The sequence below is a fragment of the Enterobacter cloacae complex sp. ECL411 genome, assembly GCF_021869665.1.
In the GTDB taxonomy this organism is placed as follows: Bacteria; Pseudomonadota; Gammaproteobacteria; order Enterobacterales; family Enterobacteriaceae; genus Enterobacter; species Enterobacter intestinihominis.
Genome location: NZ_CP091486.1, coordinates 3052131 through 3071264 on the forward strand (window position 1 = coordinate 3052131; position 19134 = coordinate 3071264).

At 55.5% G+C, this 19134-nt stretch carries 17 protein-coding genes; all 17 read right to left on the reverse strand.

Going from position 1 to position 19134, the window contains the following annotated elements; all coding sequences use genetic code 11:
* Positions 1–2: 2 nt before the first annotated feature.
* Positions 3–1481, reverse strand: a complete 1479-nt coding sequence (gene wzxC / locus L3069_RS14575) for a colanic acid undecaprenyl disphosphate flippase WzxC (protein ID WP_038416371.1) — start codon at positions 1479–1481, stop codon at positions 3–5.
* Position 1482: 1 nt separating this feature from the next.
* Positions 1483–2877: an undecaprenyl-phosphate glucose phosphotransferase gene (wcaJ, locus tag L3069_RS14580; RefSeq protein ID WP_038416372.1), complete on the reverse strand. Its 1395-nt coding sequence runs from the start codon at positions 2875–2877 to the stop codon at positions 1483–1485.
* Positions 2878–3005: 128 nt separating this feature from the next.
* Positions 3006–4376 (reverse strand): colanic acid biosynthesis phosphomannomutase CpsG, encoded by a 1371-nt coding sequence (gene cpsG / locus L3069_RS14585; RefSeq protein WP_022648631.1) that lies wholly within the window; start codon positions 4374–4376, stop codon positions 3006–3008.
* Positions 4377–4484: 108 nt separating this feature from the next.
* A complete protein-coding gene (cpsB, locus tag L3069_RS14590) occupies positions 4485–5921 on the reverse strand; it encodes a mannose-1-phosphate guanyltransferase (RefSeq protein WP_023300545.1) in 1437 nt (478 codons plus the stop codon).
* Positions 5922–5924: 3 nt separating this feature from the next.
* The gene (wcaI, locus tag L3069_RS14595) at positions 5925–7148 is read right to left on the reverse strand and encodes a colanic acid biosynthesis fucosyltransferase WcaI (RefSeq protein ID WP_022648633.1); all 1224 of its coding nucleotides are present in this window, start codon (positions 7146–7148) and stop codon (positions 5925–5927) included.
* Positions 7145–7624, reverse strand: coding sequence for a GDP-mannose mannosyl hydrolase (locus L3069_RS14600; protein WP_074133620.1), 480 nt, complete (start codon positions 7622–7624; stop codon positions 7145–7147). The genes wcaI and L3069_RS14600 overlap by 4 nt, the downstream gene beginning before the upstream one ends.
* A 2-nt stretch (positions 7625–7626) precedes the next feature.
* On the reverse strand, positions 7627–8592 hold the full coding sequence (locus L3069_RS14605; protein WP_015572377.1) for a GDP-L-fucose synthase: 966 nt from the start codon (positions 8590–8592) through the stop codon (positions 7627–7629).
* A 2-nt stretch (positions 8593–8594) separates the two neighbouring features.
* Entirely contained in the window at positions 8595–9716 is a 1122-nt protein-coding gene (gene gmd / locus L3069_RS14610) for a GDP-mannose 4,6-dehydratase (RefSeq protein ID WP_003863514.1), read from the reverse strand.
* A gap of 24 nt (positions 9717–9740) precedes the next feature.
* The gene (gene wcaF, locus L3069_RS14615) at positions 9741–10289 is read right to left on the reverse strand and encodes a colanic acid biosynthesis acetyltransferase WcaF (protein ID WP_003863512.1); all 549 of its coding nucleotides are present in this window, start codon (positions 10287–10289) and stop codon (positions 9741–9743) included.
* Between the two features lie 16 nt (positions 10290–10305).
* Positions 10306–11052 carry a colanic acid biosynthesis glycosyltransferase WcaE gene (gene wcaE / locus L3069_RS14620; protein ID WP_038416374.1) on the reverse strand — a complete coding sequence of 249 codons (747 nt, stop codon included), beginning with the start codon at positions 11050–11052 and terminating at the stop codon, positions 10306–10308.
* A 16-nt stretch (positions 11053–11068) separates the two neighbouring features.
* Complete coding sequence (gene wcaD, locus L3069_RS14625) at positions 11069–12289, reverse strand: colanic acid polymerase WcaD (protein ID WP_022648637.1); 1221 nt, start codon at positions 12287–12289, stop codon at positions 11069–11071.
* Positions 12264–13481, reverse strand: coding sequence for a colanic acid biosynthesis glycosyltransferase WcaC (gene wcaC / locus L3069_RS14630; RefSeq protein WP_023300547.1), 1218 nt, complete (start codon positions 13479–13481; stop codon positions 12264–12266). The genes wcaD and wcaC overlap by 26 nt, the downstream gene beginning before the upstream one ends.
* The gene (wcaB, locus tag L3069_RS14635; RefSeq protein ID WP_023300548.1) at positions 13478–13969 is read right to left on the reverse strand and encodes a colanic acid biosynthesis acetyltransferase WcaB; all 492 of its coding nucleotides are present in this window, start codon (positions 13967–13969) and stop codon (positions 13478–13480) included. The genes wcaC and wcaB overlap by 4 nt, the downstream gene beginning before the upstream one ends.
* A complete protein-coding gene (gene wcaA, locus L3069_RS14640; protein WP_006811246.1) occupies positions 13969–14811 on the reverse strand; it encodes a colanic acid biosynthesis glycosyltransferase WcaA in 843 nt (280 codons plus the stop codon). The genes wcaB and wcaA overlap by 1 nt, the downstream gene beginning before the upstream one ends.
* A 122-nt stretch (positions 14812–14933) precedes the next feature.
* Positions 14934–17096 (reverse strand): tyrosine-protein kinase Wzc, encoded by a 2163-nt coding sequence (wzc, locus tag L3069_RS14645; protein WP_038416375.1) that lies wholly within the window; start codon positions 17094–17096, stop codon positions 14934–14936.
* Positions 17097–17098: 2 nt separating this feature from the next.
* On the reverse strand, positions 17099–17542 hold the full coding sequence (gene wzb / locus L3069_RS14650; RefSeq protein WP_003862078.1) for a low molecular weight protein-tyrosine-phosphatase Wzb: 444 nt from the start codon (positions 17540–17542) through the stop codon (positions 17099–17101).
* A 6-nt stretch (positions 17543–17548) separates the two neighbouring features.
* The gene (locus L3069_RS14655) at positions 17549–18685 is read right to left on the reverse strand and encodes a polysaccharide export protein (RefSeq protein WP_038416376.1); all 1137 of its coding nucleotides are present in this window, start codon (positions 18683–18685) and stop codon (positions 17549–17551) included.
* Positions 18686–19134 lie beyond the last annotated feature (449 nt).

Genomic DNA, 19134 nt, shown 5'->3' on the forward strand with positions numbered 1-19134 from the left:
AATTAGCCTGCGCGAAGCAGCGTTTTCATTTTTTCGTTACGGCAAAACTGGCGCTTTATCTCAACCACCAGCGCATTGCGTGACAGCACAATCATCACGCCGAATGCCAGCGCGCCTGACGCGACCTGCACCGCAAGCAGCGCCGCCAGCGGCAGATGCCCGTTGAGCACCACGCCCAGGCCGTAGCTCACCGCCAGAGTCGGTAAGGAGAGATAAAACGGCAGCCACAGGCTGAGAATGTACTGACGGTAGCTGGAGCCCAGCACCGGTTTGATCATCACGAAGTAGCTCAGCACGGTATTGACGATCTGCACCAGCAGGAAGCCGAGCGTCACGCCAATGGCGCCCGCCATATGCCCGCCCACAATAATTGCCGGAATAAACAGGAAGGTTTTAAACACGTTGAACTTGAAGCTGATATCCACGCGCGCCTTCGCCATTAGCAGAGAACCAATCGGGTTCCCCACCGAGCGCAGCAGCCCCACAACGCACAGCAGTTGCAGGATCGGGATGATGCTGTTCCACTTCTCGCCAAACACCAGCGGTACGAAATTGCTGGCAACCACCATCAGCCCCAGCAGCACCGGGAAGTTGATGATCCCCACCACGGAGAGCAGCTTGTAAAAGTTCACGCGCAGCTTTTCGGTATCGTCCTGAATTTTGGCGAACGCCGGGAACAGCACGCGGGTAATGATGGGGTTGAGCTTCATCGGCGGGACAACCGCGACGTTATACGCCAGGTTGTAGCCGCCCGCGACGCTCGCGCCCAGAATGCGCGCCAGCACCAGCGTAGAGAGGTTAGTATTCACATAGTTGATAATGCTGTCTGCCGTCAGCCACGCGCCGAAGCGCAGGTTGGATGAAACAGACGCCAGCGAAAAATGCAGTCCCGGGCGATAAATCTTGCGGCCGAAGAAGCCAAACAGCAGCGTGCGCACGGCAGAGTTAACGAGGTAGCCGAGAATGGCGGTCATCGCCAGCGGCCAGAAATGGGCGCTGACCACGGTGAAGGTAAAGCCCGCCAGTACGGCGCTGGTTTCAATCATGCCGATTTTGTTGAACTCCAGCTCTTTCTGCATCAGCGCGCGGAACTGCTGCCCGTGCGGGATCACCACGAAAGCAAACGACAGGGTGCGCATCAGCGGCGCCAGGTCCGGGTTATGCAGCACGCCGGCAATCACATCGCTCAGCAGGAACACCAGCACAAAGACGAAGATACCCAGCCCGACGTTCAGCCAGTAGAGGGTGGTCAGCTCCAGATGGCTGATCTCTTTGCGCTGGATAATGGAGTTGGCGATACCAAAGTCCGACAGCGTATCGGCCAGGGCGATAATCACCAGCGAGACGGTCAGCAGACCAAACTGGTGGTTATCGATAATGCGCGCCAGCACCGTCATCTGCACCAGGCCGAGGCCAATGATGACGATGGTGGCCATGGCTGACCATTTTGCGCCGCTGATGGTTTTTTCTCGTAAGCTCATCTTAGTACGCCGCTTTGTTCACGAAGCCTTTGAAAATGGTCAGAAAAACAATCTTGATATCGAACCAGAGGCTCCACTCGCGGATGTATTCCAGATCGAACTCGATGCGTTTTTCCATTTTTTCCAGCGTGTCGGTCTCGCCGCGCCAGCCGTTGATCTGCGCCCAGCCGGTGATGCCTGGCTTCACCTTATGGCGCAGCATGTAGCCTTCGATCAGGGTACGGTACTGCTCGTTATGGGCCACGGCGTGAGGACGAGGCCCGACGATGGACATCCCGCCGGTGAACACGTTGATGAACTGCGGCAGCTCATCGAGCGAGGTACGGCGCAGGAAGTTACCCACGCGGGTGACGCGCGGATCGTTCTGCGTCGCCTGGGTCACCACCTTGTCGTTCTCCATCACCTTCATGGAGCGGAATTTCCACACCATGATCGGCTTACCGTCCATGCCGTAGCGGGTCTGACGGAAGATGATCGGCCCCGGCGAGCTGAGCTTCACCGCCAGCGCAATGCAGCACAGCACCGGGGAGATGAGCAGCAGGATCAGGGACGAAAGTACGATATCCTCCACACGCTTCAGCACGCGGTTAATCCCCGACAGCGGCGTGTCGTACAACGGAACAACCGGTACCCCGTTCACCTCTTCAATACGGGAGTGGAGAATATTGAAGGTAAACACGTCAGGGATGAGGATCACCGAGCAGGTGGTATCGGCCAGCTCGCGCATCAGTGTCTTGATGCGGGATTCATCTTTCATCTGCATGGCGATGTAGACGTTGTGAATTTTGCCGGCTTTCGCGTCTTCTATCAGCTGTTCGTAGCTGCCCGCCCAGTCAGATGGTACGCCGCCGGGCTTCGCGTCGTGATAAACCCCCACCACTTCAAAACCTAACCACGGCTCTTTGCGGAAGCTGTCGAGCAATACCTGTCCCACCGGCAGGTCGCCCGCCACGGCAACAAAGCGACGGTTATACCCACGGTTGCGCAGCCAGCCCGCGCCAAAGCGGATCAGCGAGCGGCAGACCACCATGCCAACGCTGGTTAACAGATACCAGCAGAGATAGGTCACAAGCCGATTATCAAAATCATGGCTGAACGCCACCAGGCCTGCGCTGAAAATCAGGCTTAAGGTCCAGTTCTGGAGCAGCAGCATCAGTTCGGTGGTCATTTTGACGCCACGCCATGAACGATAGAAATCGGTCATGCCGCCGATCATCTGAAACACCACCAGCGCAATCAACGCCATCAGCAAGTGCATGTATAAGAACGACTGCCCGCTGACCCAACACACCGCCCACAGTCCGCCGACCATGATGGTGATATCAGAAAAACGCTGCACCATAGAGATTAACGATGCATTCGTTCTCGCTCGCTCGCGCTTTTTTAGATTTGTCATCGTTGTTCCTTTAGTTCTAAACCTTTCCCCTCGCCCCTCACCCCGGCCCTCTCCCCAAAGGGGAGAGGGTGTTCAAGTTCCCTCTCCCCTTTGGGGAGAGGGTTAGGGTGAGGGGTAAGGTTTTCTTTTTACTGATTCAACAGCGCCAGAATGTCCTTCGTTCGGGCTTCCATCAGCGCGGTATCGGCGCGGGACTCAACGTTCAGGCGCACCACCGGCTCAGTGTTGGAAGAGCGCAGGTTGAAGCGCCACTGCGGGAACGCCATGCTGATACCGTCGGTACGGTCAATCTCCAGCGCATGAATGGCAAAGTGCTGTTCGACGCGGGCGATGGCCTCGGCTGGCTGTGCCAGTTTGCTGTTGATCTCCCCGCTCGCCGGGAAGGCCGCCATGCGGTCGCGCACCAGTTCGCCCAGGCTCTGTCCTTTCAGGCACAGCAGCTCAGTCACCAGCAGCCACGGGATCATCCCGCTGTCGCAGTAGGCAAAATCACGGAAATAGTGGTGGGCGCTCATCTCGCCGCCGTAGATGGCGTCTTCCTCGCGCATACGCTCTTTGATAAACGCGTGGCCGGTTTTGGACATTACCGGCTCGCCGCCCGCGGCCTTCACCACGTCGACGGTGTTCCAGGAAAGACGCGGATCGTGAATGATTTTCGCGCCCGGGTTTTTCTCAAGGAACGCTTCCGCCAGCAGGCCAACGATGTAGTAGCCTTCGATAAACTGCCCTTTCTCGTCGAACAGGAAGCAGCGGTCGAAATCGCCGTCAAAGGCAATACCCATATCGGCGCCGTGCTCAATCACCGCGTTACGGGTGTCGTCGCGGCACTCCGGCAGCAGCGGGTTAGGAATACCGTTCGGGAAGTTGCCGTCAGGCGTGTTGTGCACTTTGACGAAGGTCACCGGCACGTTCAGCGCCTTAAAGCGGGCTTCAAGTGCATCGACAACCGGGCCTGCCGCGCCGTTGCCGGAGTTAATCACCAGCTTCAGCGGTTTGAGGTTCGCCACGTTGATGTAGCCCAGCAGGTGGTCGATGTACTCTTTTTGCAGGTTGATCTGCTTATAGCTGCCGCGCTTCGCTTCGTTCACCGGCGGGAAGTCGTTGGCCTCGGCCAGACGCTGCACGTCGCGCAGACCGGTGTCGCCGCTGATAGGACGCGCGCCCTTGCGCACCAGCTTCATGCCGTTGTAGTCCATCGGGTTATGGCTGGCCGTCACTTCTATACCGCCGTCCACGCCCAGGTGGAAGGTGGCAAAATAGATCTCTTCGGTACCGGAAAGGCCAATGTCCAGCACGTCGACGCCCGCGTCCTGTAGCCCTTTCGCCAGCGCCAGCTTCAGGGATTCGCTGGTGAGACGCACGTCGCCGCCCAGCACGATAGTTTGTGGTTTCAGGTATTCGCCGTACGCGCGGCCGATGCGCCACGCAATATCTTCGTTCAGCTCTTCGCCCAGCTTGCCGCGAATATCGTAGGCTTTAAAACAGGTTAATTTTTCCATGATGACCCCTTTTTCAGGCAACAGTTGGCCCGCCCGTTAACAGGCTTAATTGTTTTTTATTCATTCGTAGGCCGGATAAGCGAAGCGCCATCCGGCGTTAAGACGGCGCTACACCCGCCCGTAGCGGTCCTGGAAGCGCACGATATCGTCCTCTTCCAGATACGAACCGGAACGCACCTCAATTAAGTCGAGTGGAATTTTCCCCGGGTTTTCCAGGCAGTGCGTGGCACCCAGCGGAATATAAATGGACTCGTTTTCACCGAGCAGCTTCACTTCACCGTTGATGGTCACTTTGGCGGTTCCCGCCACCACTACCCAGTGTTCGGCGCGGTGATGGTGCATCTGCACCGACAGCCCTTCACCCGGCTTCACGGTGATGCGTTTCACCTGATAGCGCTCGCCAGCGTCGATGGAGTCATATTTGCCCCACGGGCGGTAGACTTCACGGTGAATATGGTGTTCGTGGCGGCCATCGGCCTTGATCTTCTCCACCACTTTTTTAACGTCCTGCACGGCATTACGGTCGGCAATCAGCACCGCGTCTTTGGTCTGCACGACCACCAGATCTTTCACCCCTACCGTGGTGACAAGGCCAGATTCGGCGTAGACGTAGCTGTTTTCCGTTTTGTGGCTGATCACATCACCGTGATGGACGTTACCCTCCGGGGTATGCGCGCTAATCTCCCACAGTGACGACCAGGAGCCAACGTCGCTCCAGCCCGCATCCATCGGCACCACTACCGCATCTGCCGTGCGTTCCATCACCGCATAGTCAATGGACTCTTCCGGACAGGCGAGGAAGGCTTCTTCGTCCACGCGGATAAAATCGAGATCCGGATCCACCACCGCCATCGCTTTTTCGCAGGCATTTAAGATATCCGGGCGATATTTTTCCAGCTCTTCCAGGTAGCGACCGGCGCGGAACAGAAACATACCGCTGTTCCAGTAGTATTCACCGCTGGCCACGTAGGCCTGGGCGGTTTCAAGATTCGGTTTTTCGACAAACTGCGCCACGTCAAAGGCCACGCTGTCGCCTTCACCAGGCGTAACGCTGCCGCGGCGAATGTAGCCATAGCCGGTTTCCGGAAGATCCGGCACGATGCCGAAGGTCACCAGCTTGCCGTTCTCAGCGTAAGGAATCGCCGCGCGAACCGCGTCGCGGAAGGCGTCTTCCTGCTGAATAACGTGGTCAGCCGCCAGCACCAGCATCAGCGGGTCGCAGTCCGGGCTGCTGCGTTTTGCTGCCAGCGCCGCAAGAGCAATAGCAGGCGCGGTGTTGCGTCCGGCAGGCTCCAGAATGATATTTTCGGTCAGTTTATTCAGCTGGCGCAGTTGCTCGGCAACGATAAAGCGGTGCTGCTCGTTACAGATCACCACCGGGCTTTCACACTCCACGCCGTGCAGACGGTTAACCGTCGTTTGCAGCATGGTGAGGTCGCCCTTCAGGCACAGAAATTGTTTTGGATAAAGCACGCGGGACAGTGGCCACAACCGGCTCCCGGATCCACCCGCCATTACGACCGGATACAAAGTGGTTTGACTCATGATTTATCCCCGTATATCTGCAATAAATTGGCTCAGCACGTTCTCTTTCTCGAGCGTGCGTTCGGCATATTCACGTGCCACCGTGTTCTCTTTTGGCATGGCGAGTGCCTGCTCAATTCCGGTCACCAGCGCAGGAACCGATTCTGGCTCTACGCAAACGGCAATGCCCGGGTAGCTGTTGCACAGCTGGCCTAATTCTGTTGCGGCTTCTGCCGTAATCACCGCATTTCCGCCCACTGCCAGAATGTTGGTCAGCTTGGACGGCAGCACCGCATCCGCCGCGCCGCGTTTTTGCACCACCAGATGGCAATCTGCCATTTTCAGCAGCGCGGGCAGCGCGTCATAAGACTGAAGCGGGAAGAAGCGGATGTTGGTCAGTCCGCGCTCGCTGGCCATTTTTTCCAGCCGCGCTTTACCCCCGCCCTGCCCGACTATCACGAACATCCACGGGTGTTCGCTCAGCTGAAGCGCGGCGTCAATCACGCTTTCCAGCCCCTGTTTTTCACCGATGTTGCCTGAGTAAAGAATGATTTTTTGATCTTCAGGCAAACCGAGCTGCGCGCGTAACGCCTGCGCATCCTGGTCTGTCACATCGCGGAAACGCGCCACTTCGGACCAGTTCGGAAAGAAGATCACCTTCTCCGCCGGGACACCCTTCTCCTGCGCCTTGTTCATCATCGAGCGCGAGATGGTCGAGACGTAATCCACGTTGTGCAGGCCGCTGCGCTCAAAGGCGCTGGCGAGCTTCGCCACCTTGCCGCCCTTGCCTTTCCCGGCCATCCCCAGTCCGAGCATGGCGTCCACTTCATAATCCTGAATGTGCAGCAGGGTGCGCGCGCCGGAGAGTTTTCCCAGCAGGCGCATGCCTGGCGTGCAGAACAGCGTCGGCACCACGCCGATGATGCGATCCGGCTTCCAGCGACGCTGCGCCATCAGCGGGAAAAAACTGCTCAGGGCAAAGCTGCCCAGATGAATTAAACGTTTCAGCGTCGAGGGCTGTTTCGGCACGTAGAGCGGGCAGCGCCAGACGGTCGCAGCCCCCTCTTCGCGGCGGTAGCGCCAGCTGGAATAGCGTTCGCCTACCTTCCACTCCGGGTAATACGGCGGGGCAGTAATCACCCGCACGTCATGTCCCTGGCTCGCCATCCACTCGACCATCTCGCCGGTGTATTTCCCGATACCGGTAAGCTCCGGCGAGTAGTTAATTCCGTAGACGAGGATTTTCATAGGCCTGGCACCTCGGCCTGACGTTCCGCAAGGAAGTACGCCCGACTGTTGTCATGGGCGTTGTCGCTTGCCAGCAGCGCTTCTGGCGTTAACCAGCGGTAATCGTCATGCTGAGAATCAGGCAGACGCAGGTCTGCCTCACTCACCTTCAGGCGGAACCCCAGCACGACATAGTGCGTGGTGAACCCGGTGCCCGAAAAGTTATCGTCATAGAAGTGCTGCCAGACCCCGTAAAACTGGCCCGCTGCCATCGGCAGTTGCAGGCCCAGTTCCGCCAGAGTGAGACGCTCAAACGCATCGCTTAGCGTCTCATCCTTCTGCACGCGCCCGCCGGGCACGAACCAGAAGCCCTGTGCAGGACGATTGGTTCGTTTCCCCAGCAAGAACTCGCCGCGTTCGTTCTCCACGATCAAATCAATTGAGATGAGCGGAGTGGAACGCACCACCGTGGCAAAATCTTCCTGACTTAAAAACATCATTACCCCCGGAAGCGGTGCTGGTTTTCCAGGAACCACTGGTAGGTGCTGGCCAGCCCCTGCTCCAGTGAGACCTCGTGATACCAGCCAAGCTGATGCAGACGGGTCACGTCCAGCAGCTTGCGCGGCGTGCCGTCCGGTTTGGTGGCATCAAACACCACGCGTCCTTTGTAGCCCACCACCTGCGCGATGGTCTGCGCCAGCTCGCGAATGGTACAGTCCACGCCGGTCCCGACGTTAATGTGCGACAGCATCGGCTCGGTGTTTTCCTGCCACACCTCGCGATCCAGCTCCATGACGTGAATGCTGGCAGCCGCCATATCGTCCACGTGCAGGAACTCGCGCATTGGCGTACCGCTGCCCCACACCACCACGTCCGGGGCGTTTTCGGCAGTCGCCTCGTGGAAACGACGCAGCAGCGCCGGGATCACGTGCGAATTGCTCGGGTGGAAGTTGTCGTGCGGTCCGTAGAGGTTGGTCGGCATCACCGAGCGATAGTCGCGGTTATACTGACGGTTGTACGATTCACACAGCTTGATCCCGGCAATTTTGGCAATCGCATACGGCTCGTTGGTGGCTTCCAGCGTGCCCTGCAACAGTTCGCTCTCGGCGATCGGCTGTTTCGCCATTTTTGGGTAGATACAGGATGAACCGAGGAACAGCAGCTTGTTCACGTTGTGCAGATGCGCCGCGTGAATGATGTTGCTCTCAATCATCATGTTCTCGTAGATGAAATCCGCCGGGTAGGTGTTGTTAGCGACAATGCCGCCCACCTTCGCCGCCGCCAGATACACCTGGTCGATACGTTCGCTGGCGAAGAAGTCCTGCACCGCTTTGCTGTCAAGCAAGTTCAGCTCGTCGCGGGTGCGAACAATCACCTCAACGTCGCCGCGCTGTTCAAGCTGGCGGACAATCGCGGAACCCACCATTCCGCGATGACCGGCGACAAAAATACGTTGTTTTGTCATTCTCAGGACTCCAGCGCGATGGCAACCTCGTAGCCATGGGACTTGAGCAGGGAGTGTTTTTTCGCTGCTTCAAGATCTTTGGCCACCATCTCGGATACCATTTCTTGCAGGGTGGTTTCTGGTTTCCAGCCCAGCTTCTCGTGCGCTTTGGTTGGGTCGCCCAGCAGGGTTTCCACTTCAGCAGGACGGAAGTAACGCGGATCCACCTGAACAATCACGTCGCCTGGCTTCACGCCCGGTGCGTCGTGGCCGGTCACGGAAACAACGATACCCTTCTCTTCCACGCCGGTGCCTTCGAAGCGCAGCTTGATGCCCAGCTGTGCCGCAGCCATCTCAACGAACTGACGTACGGAGTACTGCACGCCGGTCGCGATCACGAAGTCTTCTGGCTGTTCCTGCTGCAGCATCATCCACTGCATTTTCACGTAGTCTTTCGCATGGCCCCAGTCACGCAGGGAGTCCATGTTGCCGAGGTGAAGGCAAGACTCCAGGCCCTGAGCGATGTTGGCGATAGCGCGGGTGATTTTACGGGTCACGAAGGTTTCGCCACGACGTGGGGATTCGTGGTTGAACAGAATGCCGTTACAGGCGTACATGCCGTAGGATTCACGGTAGTTCACAGTGATCCAGTAAGCGTACAGTTTCGCTACCGCGTACGGAGAACGTGGGTAGAACGGCGTAGTCTCTTTCTGCGGAATTTCCTGCACCAGACCATACAGCTCAGAGGTAGATGCCTGATAGAAACGGGTTTTCTTCTCAAGACCCAGGAAGCGAATCGCTTCCAGCAGACGCAGCGTACCCATGGCGTCCACGTCAGCGGTGTATTCCGGGGATTCGAAGGAAACCGCAACGTGGCTCATCGCGCCCAAGTTGTAGACTTCATCCGGCTGTACTTCCTGCAGGATGCGGGTCAGGTTGGAGGTATCGGTCAGGTCGCCGTAGTGCAGGTGGAATTTCGGATTCGCCGCGTGAGGATCCTGATAAATATGATCGACACGTTCGGTGTTAAATGAAGACGCACGACGTTTAATACCGTGTACTTCATACCCTTTTTCCAGCAGTAACTCTGCCAGGTAAGAACCATCCTGCCCGGTAACGCCGGTGATGAGAGCGACTTTAGACATGTTTATATTCCTCTACTTATGAATTTAATCAGTTTCAACGCGTTCGCGTATCACCACTGCGGGGTTGCCACGGCAAATTTTATTTGCCGGTAGCGATTTAAAAACGCTGCTGCGGGCACCGACTACCGTGCCATCGCCAACAGAAACACCGGGTGCAACAAAGACGTCTGTTGCCAGCCAGCATTTTTCACCGATCACAACAGGCGAAGCGGTAATATCAAAATGCGGGCTCATAAAATCGTGGCTGCCGGTGCACAAATAACACTTCTGTGAAACCACCGAATTTGCGCCAATCGTAATCTCGCCAAGGGTATATAACACCGCGTCATCCCCAACCCAGGCGTAATCCCCAAGCGTTAATTTCCAGGGATAAGTAATTTTCACCGAAGGACGAATGACTACGTTTTTTCCTATTTTTGCGCCAAACAGACGCAGTAAAAATGCGCGCCAGCGGTACAGTATTTGCGGCGACCAGGCAAATAACGTTGCCTGTACAGCCCACCACAGTTGAACTTTAATACCGCTCCCGCCCCGAAAACCTTTCGGCACGGAGAATCCATTTAATTCCTGCATTACGTTTCCTTATATCTCAGGCTTTGTTATATAAGGCTTTCGCTTTACCCGTCGTTTTCAGACGTAAGAAATAAGATAATTCCGCCCAGAACCCCGGTACGCGTAATATTTTACGCTGCACGTTTTTGGCATCCTGGCACAATTCCAGATTATTCGAGGTTGACACGCCGCCCATTGAAAATTCGGATACCAGTCCTTTAATTCGACGGAACGGGTAGCCAGATTTGTACAGGCTGGCGGCCAGGGCATAATCTGATGACACTTTATATTGCAAATCGTAAGGCTGCTTTTTCAGGCCGCTCATCGGAAAGAAAATAGCCTGATGGCTTGCCGGCAGGCTGTGGTAGATATACCAGCCTGGTTTCGCGCCGCGCAGGACTTTTTTCCCCTCGCCGAAATCAAGCAGCGCATCACCGATAAACATGGCATCTTCTTTCTGGCGCGCCAGCTGGCGTGCAAACAGCGCCACATCTTCATGGAACACGTCGCCGGAATTGAGGAAGATGGCGTAGCGCCCCTGCGCCAGGTTGATGCCTTTATTCATGGCATCGTAAATGCCTTTATCTTTCTCGCTGATGTAACGTAAGTTGAACTCACCGTTAAGTTTTTCCAGGAACTCCGCCGTGCCGTCGTTCGAGCCGCCATCGACCACGATCCACTCAAAGGTGAGGCTCGGATCGCGCGCCAGGTTGCGCAGCGAGCGCCAGGTTTTTACCACCCCTTCGTGGTTACGAAAGGCGACAGTAATGACGCTAAGAAACATAAATCACCTCATTTCGTCATACGCTCGTAATATTCAACGCTTTGCGCAAAATAAACGGACATACAATTAAGAATGCATATTCCGGGCTAAATATTGACCCGGTAAAAAACAACGACACCGGTGTGAACAGATAAAGTTGCACGCGAAAGTTCTGGTTATCACCAAACGCGTTAATCATCATTTTGAAAACTTTAAACAGATACCACAGTGTCAACAGTACGGCGAACCAGGAAAAATAGATAATTAACAGATACAGACCATTGTCTATGGTTTTACCGACATCCGCACCGTTAAAGATTCCGAATGATGCAACATATTCGTAAAGTGAGCCGAATCTTACTACGCCATCAATATGGGTTAAGGAATAACCCACCATCACCAGTGGACCAATGATGCGATAATAGGACGACGAACCTTCCGTTCCCAAATCACCCAGACGTTCAGAAATGTACGGGAAGGCGAATATTACGCCCACTAAAAATACCGTCAGAGAAATGATCGCCAGCGGCAGTTTTTTCTTAATCGCCTCTTTGTTCAGGTACTGGAACGCCCACTCCAGCAGGTAAAACAGAATAAACGTCATTACCCCTGAGAACGACCCTGACAGAACGATTCCTGCAAGAATCATAGCATCGGTCTTGGGGGTTTTGATACCGAACTGTTTGATGCTGAGCCAAATTGAGATTAATGCCAGAGCAAAAAACGCCGGTTCAAAATAGAGCGCAGTGGTACGCTTGCCACCAAACTTAATGAAGTTCAGTACATAGCTGTTACTGTATATAAGATATTTCGAAATTATTTCCATCAGGCTACTGCCGCCTGTGAGAATAATTTGCGCCATCTCCAATGCCGCAAGCATAACAATCAGCCCGACGACAATATAAAAGAACCTGAGGATTTTCCTATAATTGTGCGGAGAGATAGTTTTAAAACGAATACTCCACACCATGCCAATAATGATTACGATATAAACAAACAGCATGGTGGAGGTGACATATTTGCTGGCGTCCAGCGACTGACCAAAGATGTAGTTAAACGCCGTCAGACCAAACCCGATCCCCAGCGCAATCATCAGCTTTTTGAGGTTAAGCTTATCAACGTATAGCAACAGCAGAACCGGCAGGAAGGTGACGATGGTGATTGGGAAGCTTTCACCGAGCTGGGCAATCTTGACGTTGACCAGCAGGTAGATCAGCGGCAGCAGCAGATAACTACAGATTCTGATAGAACGAGACATACTCCTCCAGCATCTGTTGTCCACTGTACGCTTTGCGGCTGCGGTTGCGGAACGATTCCAGGTCCGTGCCAAAAACAGCCTGCGCGATATCGGCCTTCGACAGCTGCACCAGCGGCAGCACCTCGTTCTCACTGAAGGTTTTACCGCCCGATTTCTCCAGCACTTCGCGCGCCGCGTCGCTGTGGGTGGCAATGACCGGCACGCCAATGGAGAGCGCTTCGCACAGGATCAGCGGGTAGTTGTCCACGCGGGAGCTGAACACCAGCGCGTCCATACCGTTGAGCGCGCTCATCAGTTTGCGCTTGTCGGTTTCAAACCCGTGATTCACCACGTTAGCGCCTTCGAACGGCGAGAATTTGCCGAAGGTATGCAGTTCAATTTTGTCGCCGAGCGCCATCATGTCGCGCACCAGCTGTTGGTTGGTTTTGCCGTCGTAGCGCAGGTCATGGGCGACGACAGCGATTTTCGGCTTGCCCGTGGTAATGGCTACGGGCGTCAGTTCGGCCAGGATCTCTTCCGTCGCCACATCAATACCGTTGTTGATAATCTGGCAGCGCCCTGCTCCGTACAGGCTATTGAAGGCATCTGCCACGTGCTGGCTTGGAGAGATAAAGGTGCAGCCGAGCGAGAGCATGTCGCGGAACAGCTGACGCTTGCCCTCAACCAGCTGATGCGCGCGATCGACCTTCACCGGCGGATAGTTGCTGAGCGTAGGGCATTTCTGGCAGTTATCTTTCCAGCCTTCGCAGCCGTCGGTAAAGGCGCAGCGTCCGGTCACGCTCCAGTGGTCGTGTAGCGTCCAGACGAAACGGGTGTCCGGCTTGTGCGCCTTCACTTTGCCACAAAACGCTACCACCTCTTCCAGATTCAGCCAGTAGCTGTGTAGCACGTGGAAGTGCAGCACAACCGGCCCGCGGGTGCGGGTGACGGTGCGGTAGAGATTATTCAGGTTGCCGAACAGGTCGCGGTTAAACAGGCGGAACAGCGCAATATTGGCGATGGAGGTCAGACGTGGCGTCTGCTTCAGCACCTGCGGATAGTTATCATGGCTGACGCTTTTCTTGCCGCCCTTGCCGTAACCGTAAACAAAGCGCGACTGTAATCCTTTTTGCAGCGCGCGCTGGTGCAGATCCAGCGCTACGCCTGCCGCCCCGCCCTCTGCGAGGCGTACGTTAAATTGCAGAATGTTCATTTAATCACCTTCACGCGGGCTTTCTCGCCCACCACCAGCGCATTGTCCGGAATGCTGTCCAGCACCACGCTGCCTGCGCCAACCGTCACGTTATTGCCCACGGTAATCTCCCCGATCATCACCACGTTGGCGCCCAACTCGACGTTATTGCCAATCACCGGGCAGGCCAGGCTGTCTGGCCCACGGTTGCCGATTGTCACCCCGTGGCGAATGGTGAAATCATCACCCGCGACGACGAACTTGTTGATGACGACCGCATAGCCGTGATGAATGGTAAAGCGGCGGCCAATGGTGGCAGCGGCCTGAATTTCATAGCCAAAAAAGCATTCGGTGATGATGCGGTACAGCACCAGCACCGGCGCGGCCCAGATGTTGTTCAGCACATTTTTTTTGCGCCACACCGAGCAAAAGTGCGCAATACGGTAGGCCAGAACCATGCAGCACGGGCGCAGGCTCCAGCTGTTAGCGCGGCAATCTTCCAGAAACATTATTTCCCCCGAAGCCCGTCAGCCAGACGCTTGCCGTTACGCACCGACAGCAGCGTCAGCAGCGTGCGCCAGTTCATGCGCTTATTGCGGATCTGATAGAGGGTAAAGAGCTGATACTTCCGACTGGCACGGTCAAACTTGTCCTTGTGCTTGCGGTAAAAATGGAAGTAGCCCGAGAATTTTTTCGGTGACGAGGTGATCTGCATCTCCCCGTGGTTGATGTGCAGGATCTGCGTGGCCTCTTCCACCTTCCACGGCTCGCCGTACTCCACCACCATCCGCAGGAAAATGTCGTAATCCTGTGCGGCCTTCAGCTCGGTATCGAACAGACACTCCTTAAAGCGCCAGGCCCAGGTAAATACCTGATTGCCAATGATGTTGCGCTTGTAGAACAGGCGGCGGGAATACGGTGATTTCGGATACAGCGGCAGGCTGGCCGGCTGCGAATAGACCTCGCCCTGACAGACATAGTCGTTGGCATACAGAAACGCGTGGGTCACCAGCTGCGCTTTGTGCGACAGGAAGATCGACAGACGGTTTGGCGTCCATTCGTCATCATCGTCGATACCGGTCAGATACTGCCCTTTCGCCTGCATAATCGCCTGATTGCGCACCGCGCACGCCCCGGAGTTGATGGCGTTGTGCGTGTACACCACGCGCGGGTCGTTCAGGTCTTCGACAAACTTTTGCAGCTGTTCGTAAGAGGAGGAACAGTCATCCACGATAATCAGTTCCCAGTTATCGTAATCCTGACGCAGGACCGATTTAATCGCGCGGATCGCCAGCTGCTGACGATTCCATGTCGGCATATAGATAGAAATCAAAGGGCGTTGTGTGCTCATGTATTCCTCCTGCCCCTCACCCCGGCCCTCTCCCCGAAGGGGGGAGGGTGAAAGACCGCACCAGGCAGTCCCCTCTCCCCTCAGGGGAGAGGGTTAGGGTGAGGGGTGTGGGGTGTGTTTTGTTATTTAGAGTCAGACTTGTATTCGTACTCGTAGTAGCCGTAATCCTGATAACCCGTCGCACGGCGGAAGATGGAGTTCAGAATGACCCCTTTCACCTCAATACCGTTCTGCTCAAAGCGGCTCAGGCTGGTTTCCACTTCCTTCAGGGTGTTCACCGCATAGCGTGCAACCATCAGCGTGGTGCCCGCATGACGCCCTACCACGGCGGCGTCGGTGACCGCCAGAATTGGTGGGGTATCGATCAGCACCAGGTCATAGTTTTTGCTTGCCCACTCGATCAGCTGCGTGAAGCGCTCGCTCATCAGCAGTTCAGACGGGTTCGGCGGTACCTGGCCACGCGGGATCAGGTCAAATTTCGGAATCGAGGTCGGCTTGGCGCTCTCGCTGATCTCCCCTTTACCCAGCAGGATTTCCGACAGGCCGTTAACGTTGTTGGTACCCAGCAGCTCATGGGTGTAGCCCTTACGCATGTCGCAGTCGATCAGCAGCACGCGCTTGTTGGTCTGGCTCACCACCGCCGCCAGGTTGGCACAGACGAAGGTCTTACCAATTGACGGGCTGACACCGGTCATCATCAGGACGTTGTTTTTGGCCTGCATCATGGCGAAGTGGAGGCTGGTACGCAGGCTACGCACCGCTTCAATCGCCAGGTCGGTCGGGTTACCCACGGCCAGCAGCTGGCTCTGTTTGTAACGCTTGACGCCCTTAACGGTTTTGACGCTGTCACGGGACTTCTGCCACTCCGAAAGCGGGATGCTGGCGTACACGCTGATCCCGTTCTCTTCCAGCACCTGCGGGCTTTCGATACCGCGGTTGAACAGCGAGCGCAGCAGCACGCCGACGATAGAGAGCATCAGGCCGAGAATAATGCTGCCGAGGATAATCAGCGCTTTCTTCGGCTTCAGCACGCCCGGCTGGGTAATCGCCGGGTCAACGATACGCACGTCGCCCACGGTGCTGGCTTCGGTGATTTTCAGCTCCTGCTGCTTGTTCAGCAGTTGCATGTAAACCTGCTGGCCGGATTCCACATCACGCGTCAGGCGTACGATTTCCTGCTGCGTCTTCGGCATCGCGGTCACGCGGTCATTCAGCTTCGCCTTCTCTTCTTCCAGGGTACGACGTTTCTCGAGCAGCGTGCGGTACGCCGGGTGACGTTTGGTATAGAGCTTGGAAATTTCCGCCTCTTTAAAGGTCAGCTCGTTTAGCTGCGCATCAATATTGACCATGGAGTCGAGAACCGATTTCGCCTCCAGCGGCAGGTCGACGGAGTCTTTATCCTGACGGTATGCGTTCAGCTTGTTCTCGGCGTCATCCAGACGGGCGCGCACCTCCGGCAGCTGTTTACTGAGGAACGCGAGGCTTTTAGCGGCTTCCGCTGACTTGCGCTCAACGTTCTGCTCAAGGTAGTTACGGGTGATGCTATTCAGGATGTCGCGGATTTGATCCTTGTCTTCACCGGTGAAGGTCATGCTCAGGACGCCGGTGTCCTTGCCGTTTTCGGTGACGGTCAGGTTGTTTTGCAGATTGTTGATCATTCCGAGCGTCGAGAATTTGGTGACCGTAAACTCACCGCCCTCGTGCGCCTGGATGGCACCAACCCTGATGCTCACGCCATCTTTGGTCAGCATCTGCCCCACTTCCCCGCGCGCGCTGAAGCCTGCGTCGCTGGTCAGCTGATACTGTTTTGGTCCCAGCACGGTCAGGGTAAAGGTTTGGTCCCCTGCCCCTTTTGGAATCACGAAGTCAGTCACTTTTACCGTATCGTTACTGCGCCCCATCAGGCGATCCCAGCCTGCGCCAAACACCGGGAAGGTGTTTTTGGTGACCGCGATATCCAGCCCCAGATCGTGAACCGTTTTGCCCAATACCAGGCGCGACTGGATCAGCTGAATTTCAGCCTCCGATGCCGGCGGCTTGTTGGCCAGCGCAGAGCCGATATCCTGAACCAGCGAGTTTCCGGTATTTTGTTCGATCTGCACCAGCGCGTCGGCGCTGTAAATAGGCGTCGCGAACAGCGTATAAACGATCGCCGCCACGGCAAAGATGGCGGTTATACCCAGCACCCACCATTTCGCTTCAATAACGGTCCCGACCAGGCGACCGATATCGATTTCATCACTGCCCGACGTCGGGGCGGCAGAAGGTCTTTTTTTTTCTGTCATTGTTATCCCTGCTGAGCTTTCAGTGCCTGCGCCCACTGGCGGGCAGACTGGTCTAGTAAGGTGTATACCGCCTCAAAGGCCTCGCGGCTCTTGCGATACGGATCGGGAATTTCGCGCTCACCATCCCAGTGACCAAACAGCATCACCTTGCCGCGCATCTCCGGTGCGATATCGCACAGCGCGTGAATGTGGCGTTTTTCCATCGCGAGGATCAGGTCATATTCCCGGCACATTCGGCCAGAGACCTGACGGGCAACGTGCCCGTCGAGTGAGAGGTTATGCTCAAGGGCGACACTTGCGGCACGTTCGTCGGCACCTTTTCCGACCAGCGCGCCCAGCCCTGCGGAGTCGACCGTTAACGCAGGCTGGTAATTTTTCAACAGCCTTTCAGCCGTGGGGGAACGGCAAATGTTCCCCACACACACCACCAGAATTTTGTTAAACATCGCGGCTTACCAGGTATGAATGTCGCTCGCCGTATCCGTCATGTAGCGAACGCCACTGATGGTAGGCAGCAACTGGTTGATCAGACGGTTCCAGCGGGCAACCGGCGCGGTGGTGACATAGACCACATCGTATGGCTGGAGACGGAACGACGTTGCCATGACCAGCGACGTCGCGTTGGACATGTCCAGCTGGTAGATGTTGGCAATCTTGCCTTTCGCGTTTTCGCCTTTGATCGGACGGATCACAAAGATACCGCTGGCGTTGGAGGCGGTCAGATCGATACCTTCCGCGTTGCCCAGCGCTTCGGTCAGGGTCATACCGCTGAAGTCCATCTTGAGGGTGCTCTGTTTCTTCACTTCACCCATCACGAACACTTTCAGATCGTCGTTGCGCGGCACGTAAAGAATATCGCCCGGATAGAGGAGACGGTTCTGGGTCAGGTCACCGTTTTGCATCAGCGCCTGAAGCGAAATGCGCTGCTCTTTGCCGTTGTGGGTTAGCACCACGTTGCGCCAGTCAGCACCGTCGGTTAAGCCGCCTGCGGCATTGATCGCATCAAGAACGGTGAGCGGGACGTTGGTGATAGCCTGCTGACCGGATTTGTTGACCTGGCCTGAGATATAGGCTTTCTGGGATCGGAACGCGGCGATATTAACGTCCACCTGCGGGTCAGCAATGTACTGCGCCAGGCGGCCGGTAATATCACTACGGATCTCAGCAAGCGTTTTGCCCGCGACGTGCACTTTGCCAATGTAGGGATAGAACATGGTGCCATCGGACTGTACCCAGTTACCGGTGTCGCTTGAGCTGCGGTACTGGCCCGCAGGTGTGGTCAGTTCAGGGTGATCCCAGACGGTCACGTTAATGACGTCACCCGGACCAACGCGATACTGGTAAGAGGCAATTTCCTGGTCCAGAGACATATTTGGCTGAGCAACATTCGGACGTGGGCGTAATTGTTCTACCAGACGTGGGGTTAATGGGTAAACATTCACCATTTTGTCGAGATCAAAATCAGCATCCTGCTGTTTAATCACATCCTTGCCCATTGTTGACATATTGCTGCCGGGAAAGACCGTGCAACCACTCATCAAGGTCACAGACACCAATAATGGCATCAATTTCATTTTGGATTTCATCATTGATTATTTATCACTTTGGCAGAGTAATTATCCTGTGCAATTAAAATAAGCGCGGGTCGTGGTGACAATCAGAATGCAGTTAATCATTTAGCAATATAACTGGCATCAGTCCTAAAAAAAGCTTATTCATCCATTGGCTATTGACAGAATAATTGAGGCTGATTCACACGCTTTCAGGCACGCTACCGCCCTTGGCTTTCAGTTACCAATCCACTGACTAAACAATGCGTTATGGTTAGACACCCTCTTGGATCAGGCCTTTTGAGAAATATATCCGCCACCTTAAACGGGTGATTGATAATGTATAACCTTCACCAAAGACTGAAACAAAAATAGCAACAAGGAGATTTAACATTTGATGCTGGAAGAATTGTTGCAGCTAACCTAATAGCAGGCAAGGAGACAACCGTCCTAATATTCGTTTTTAAGATTAATATTAAGAGCAAAGT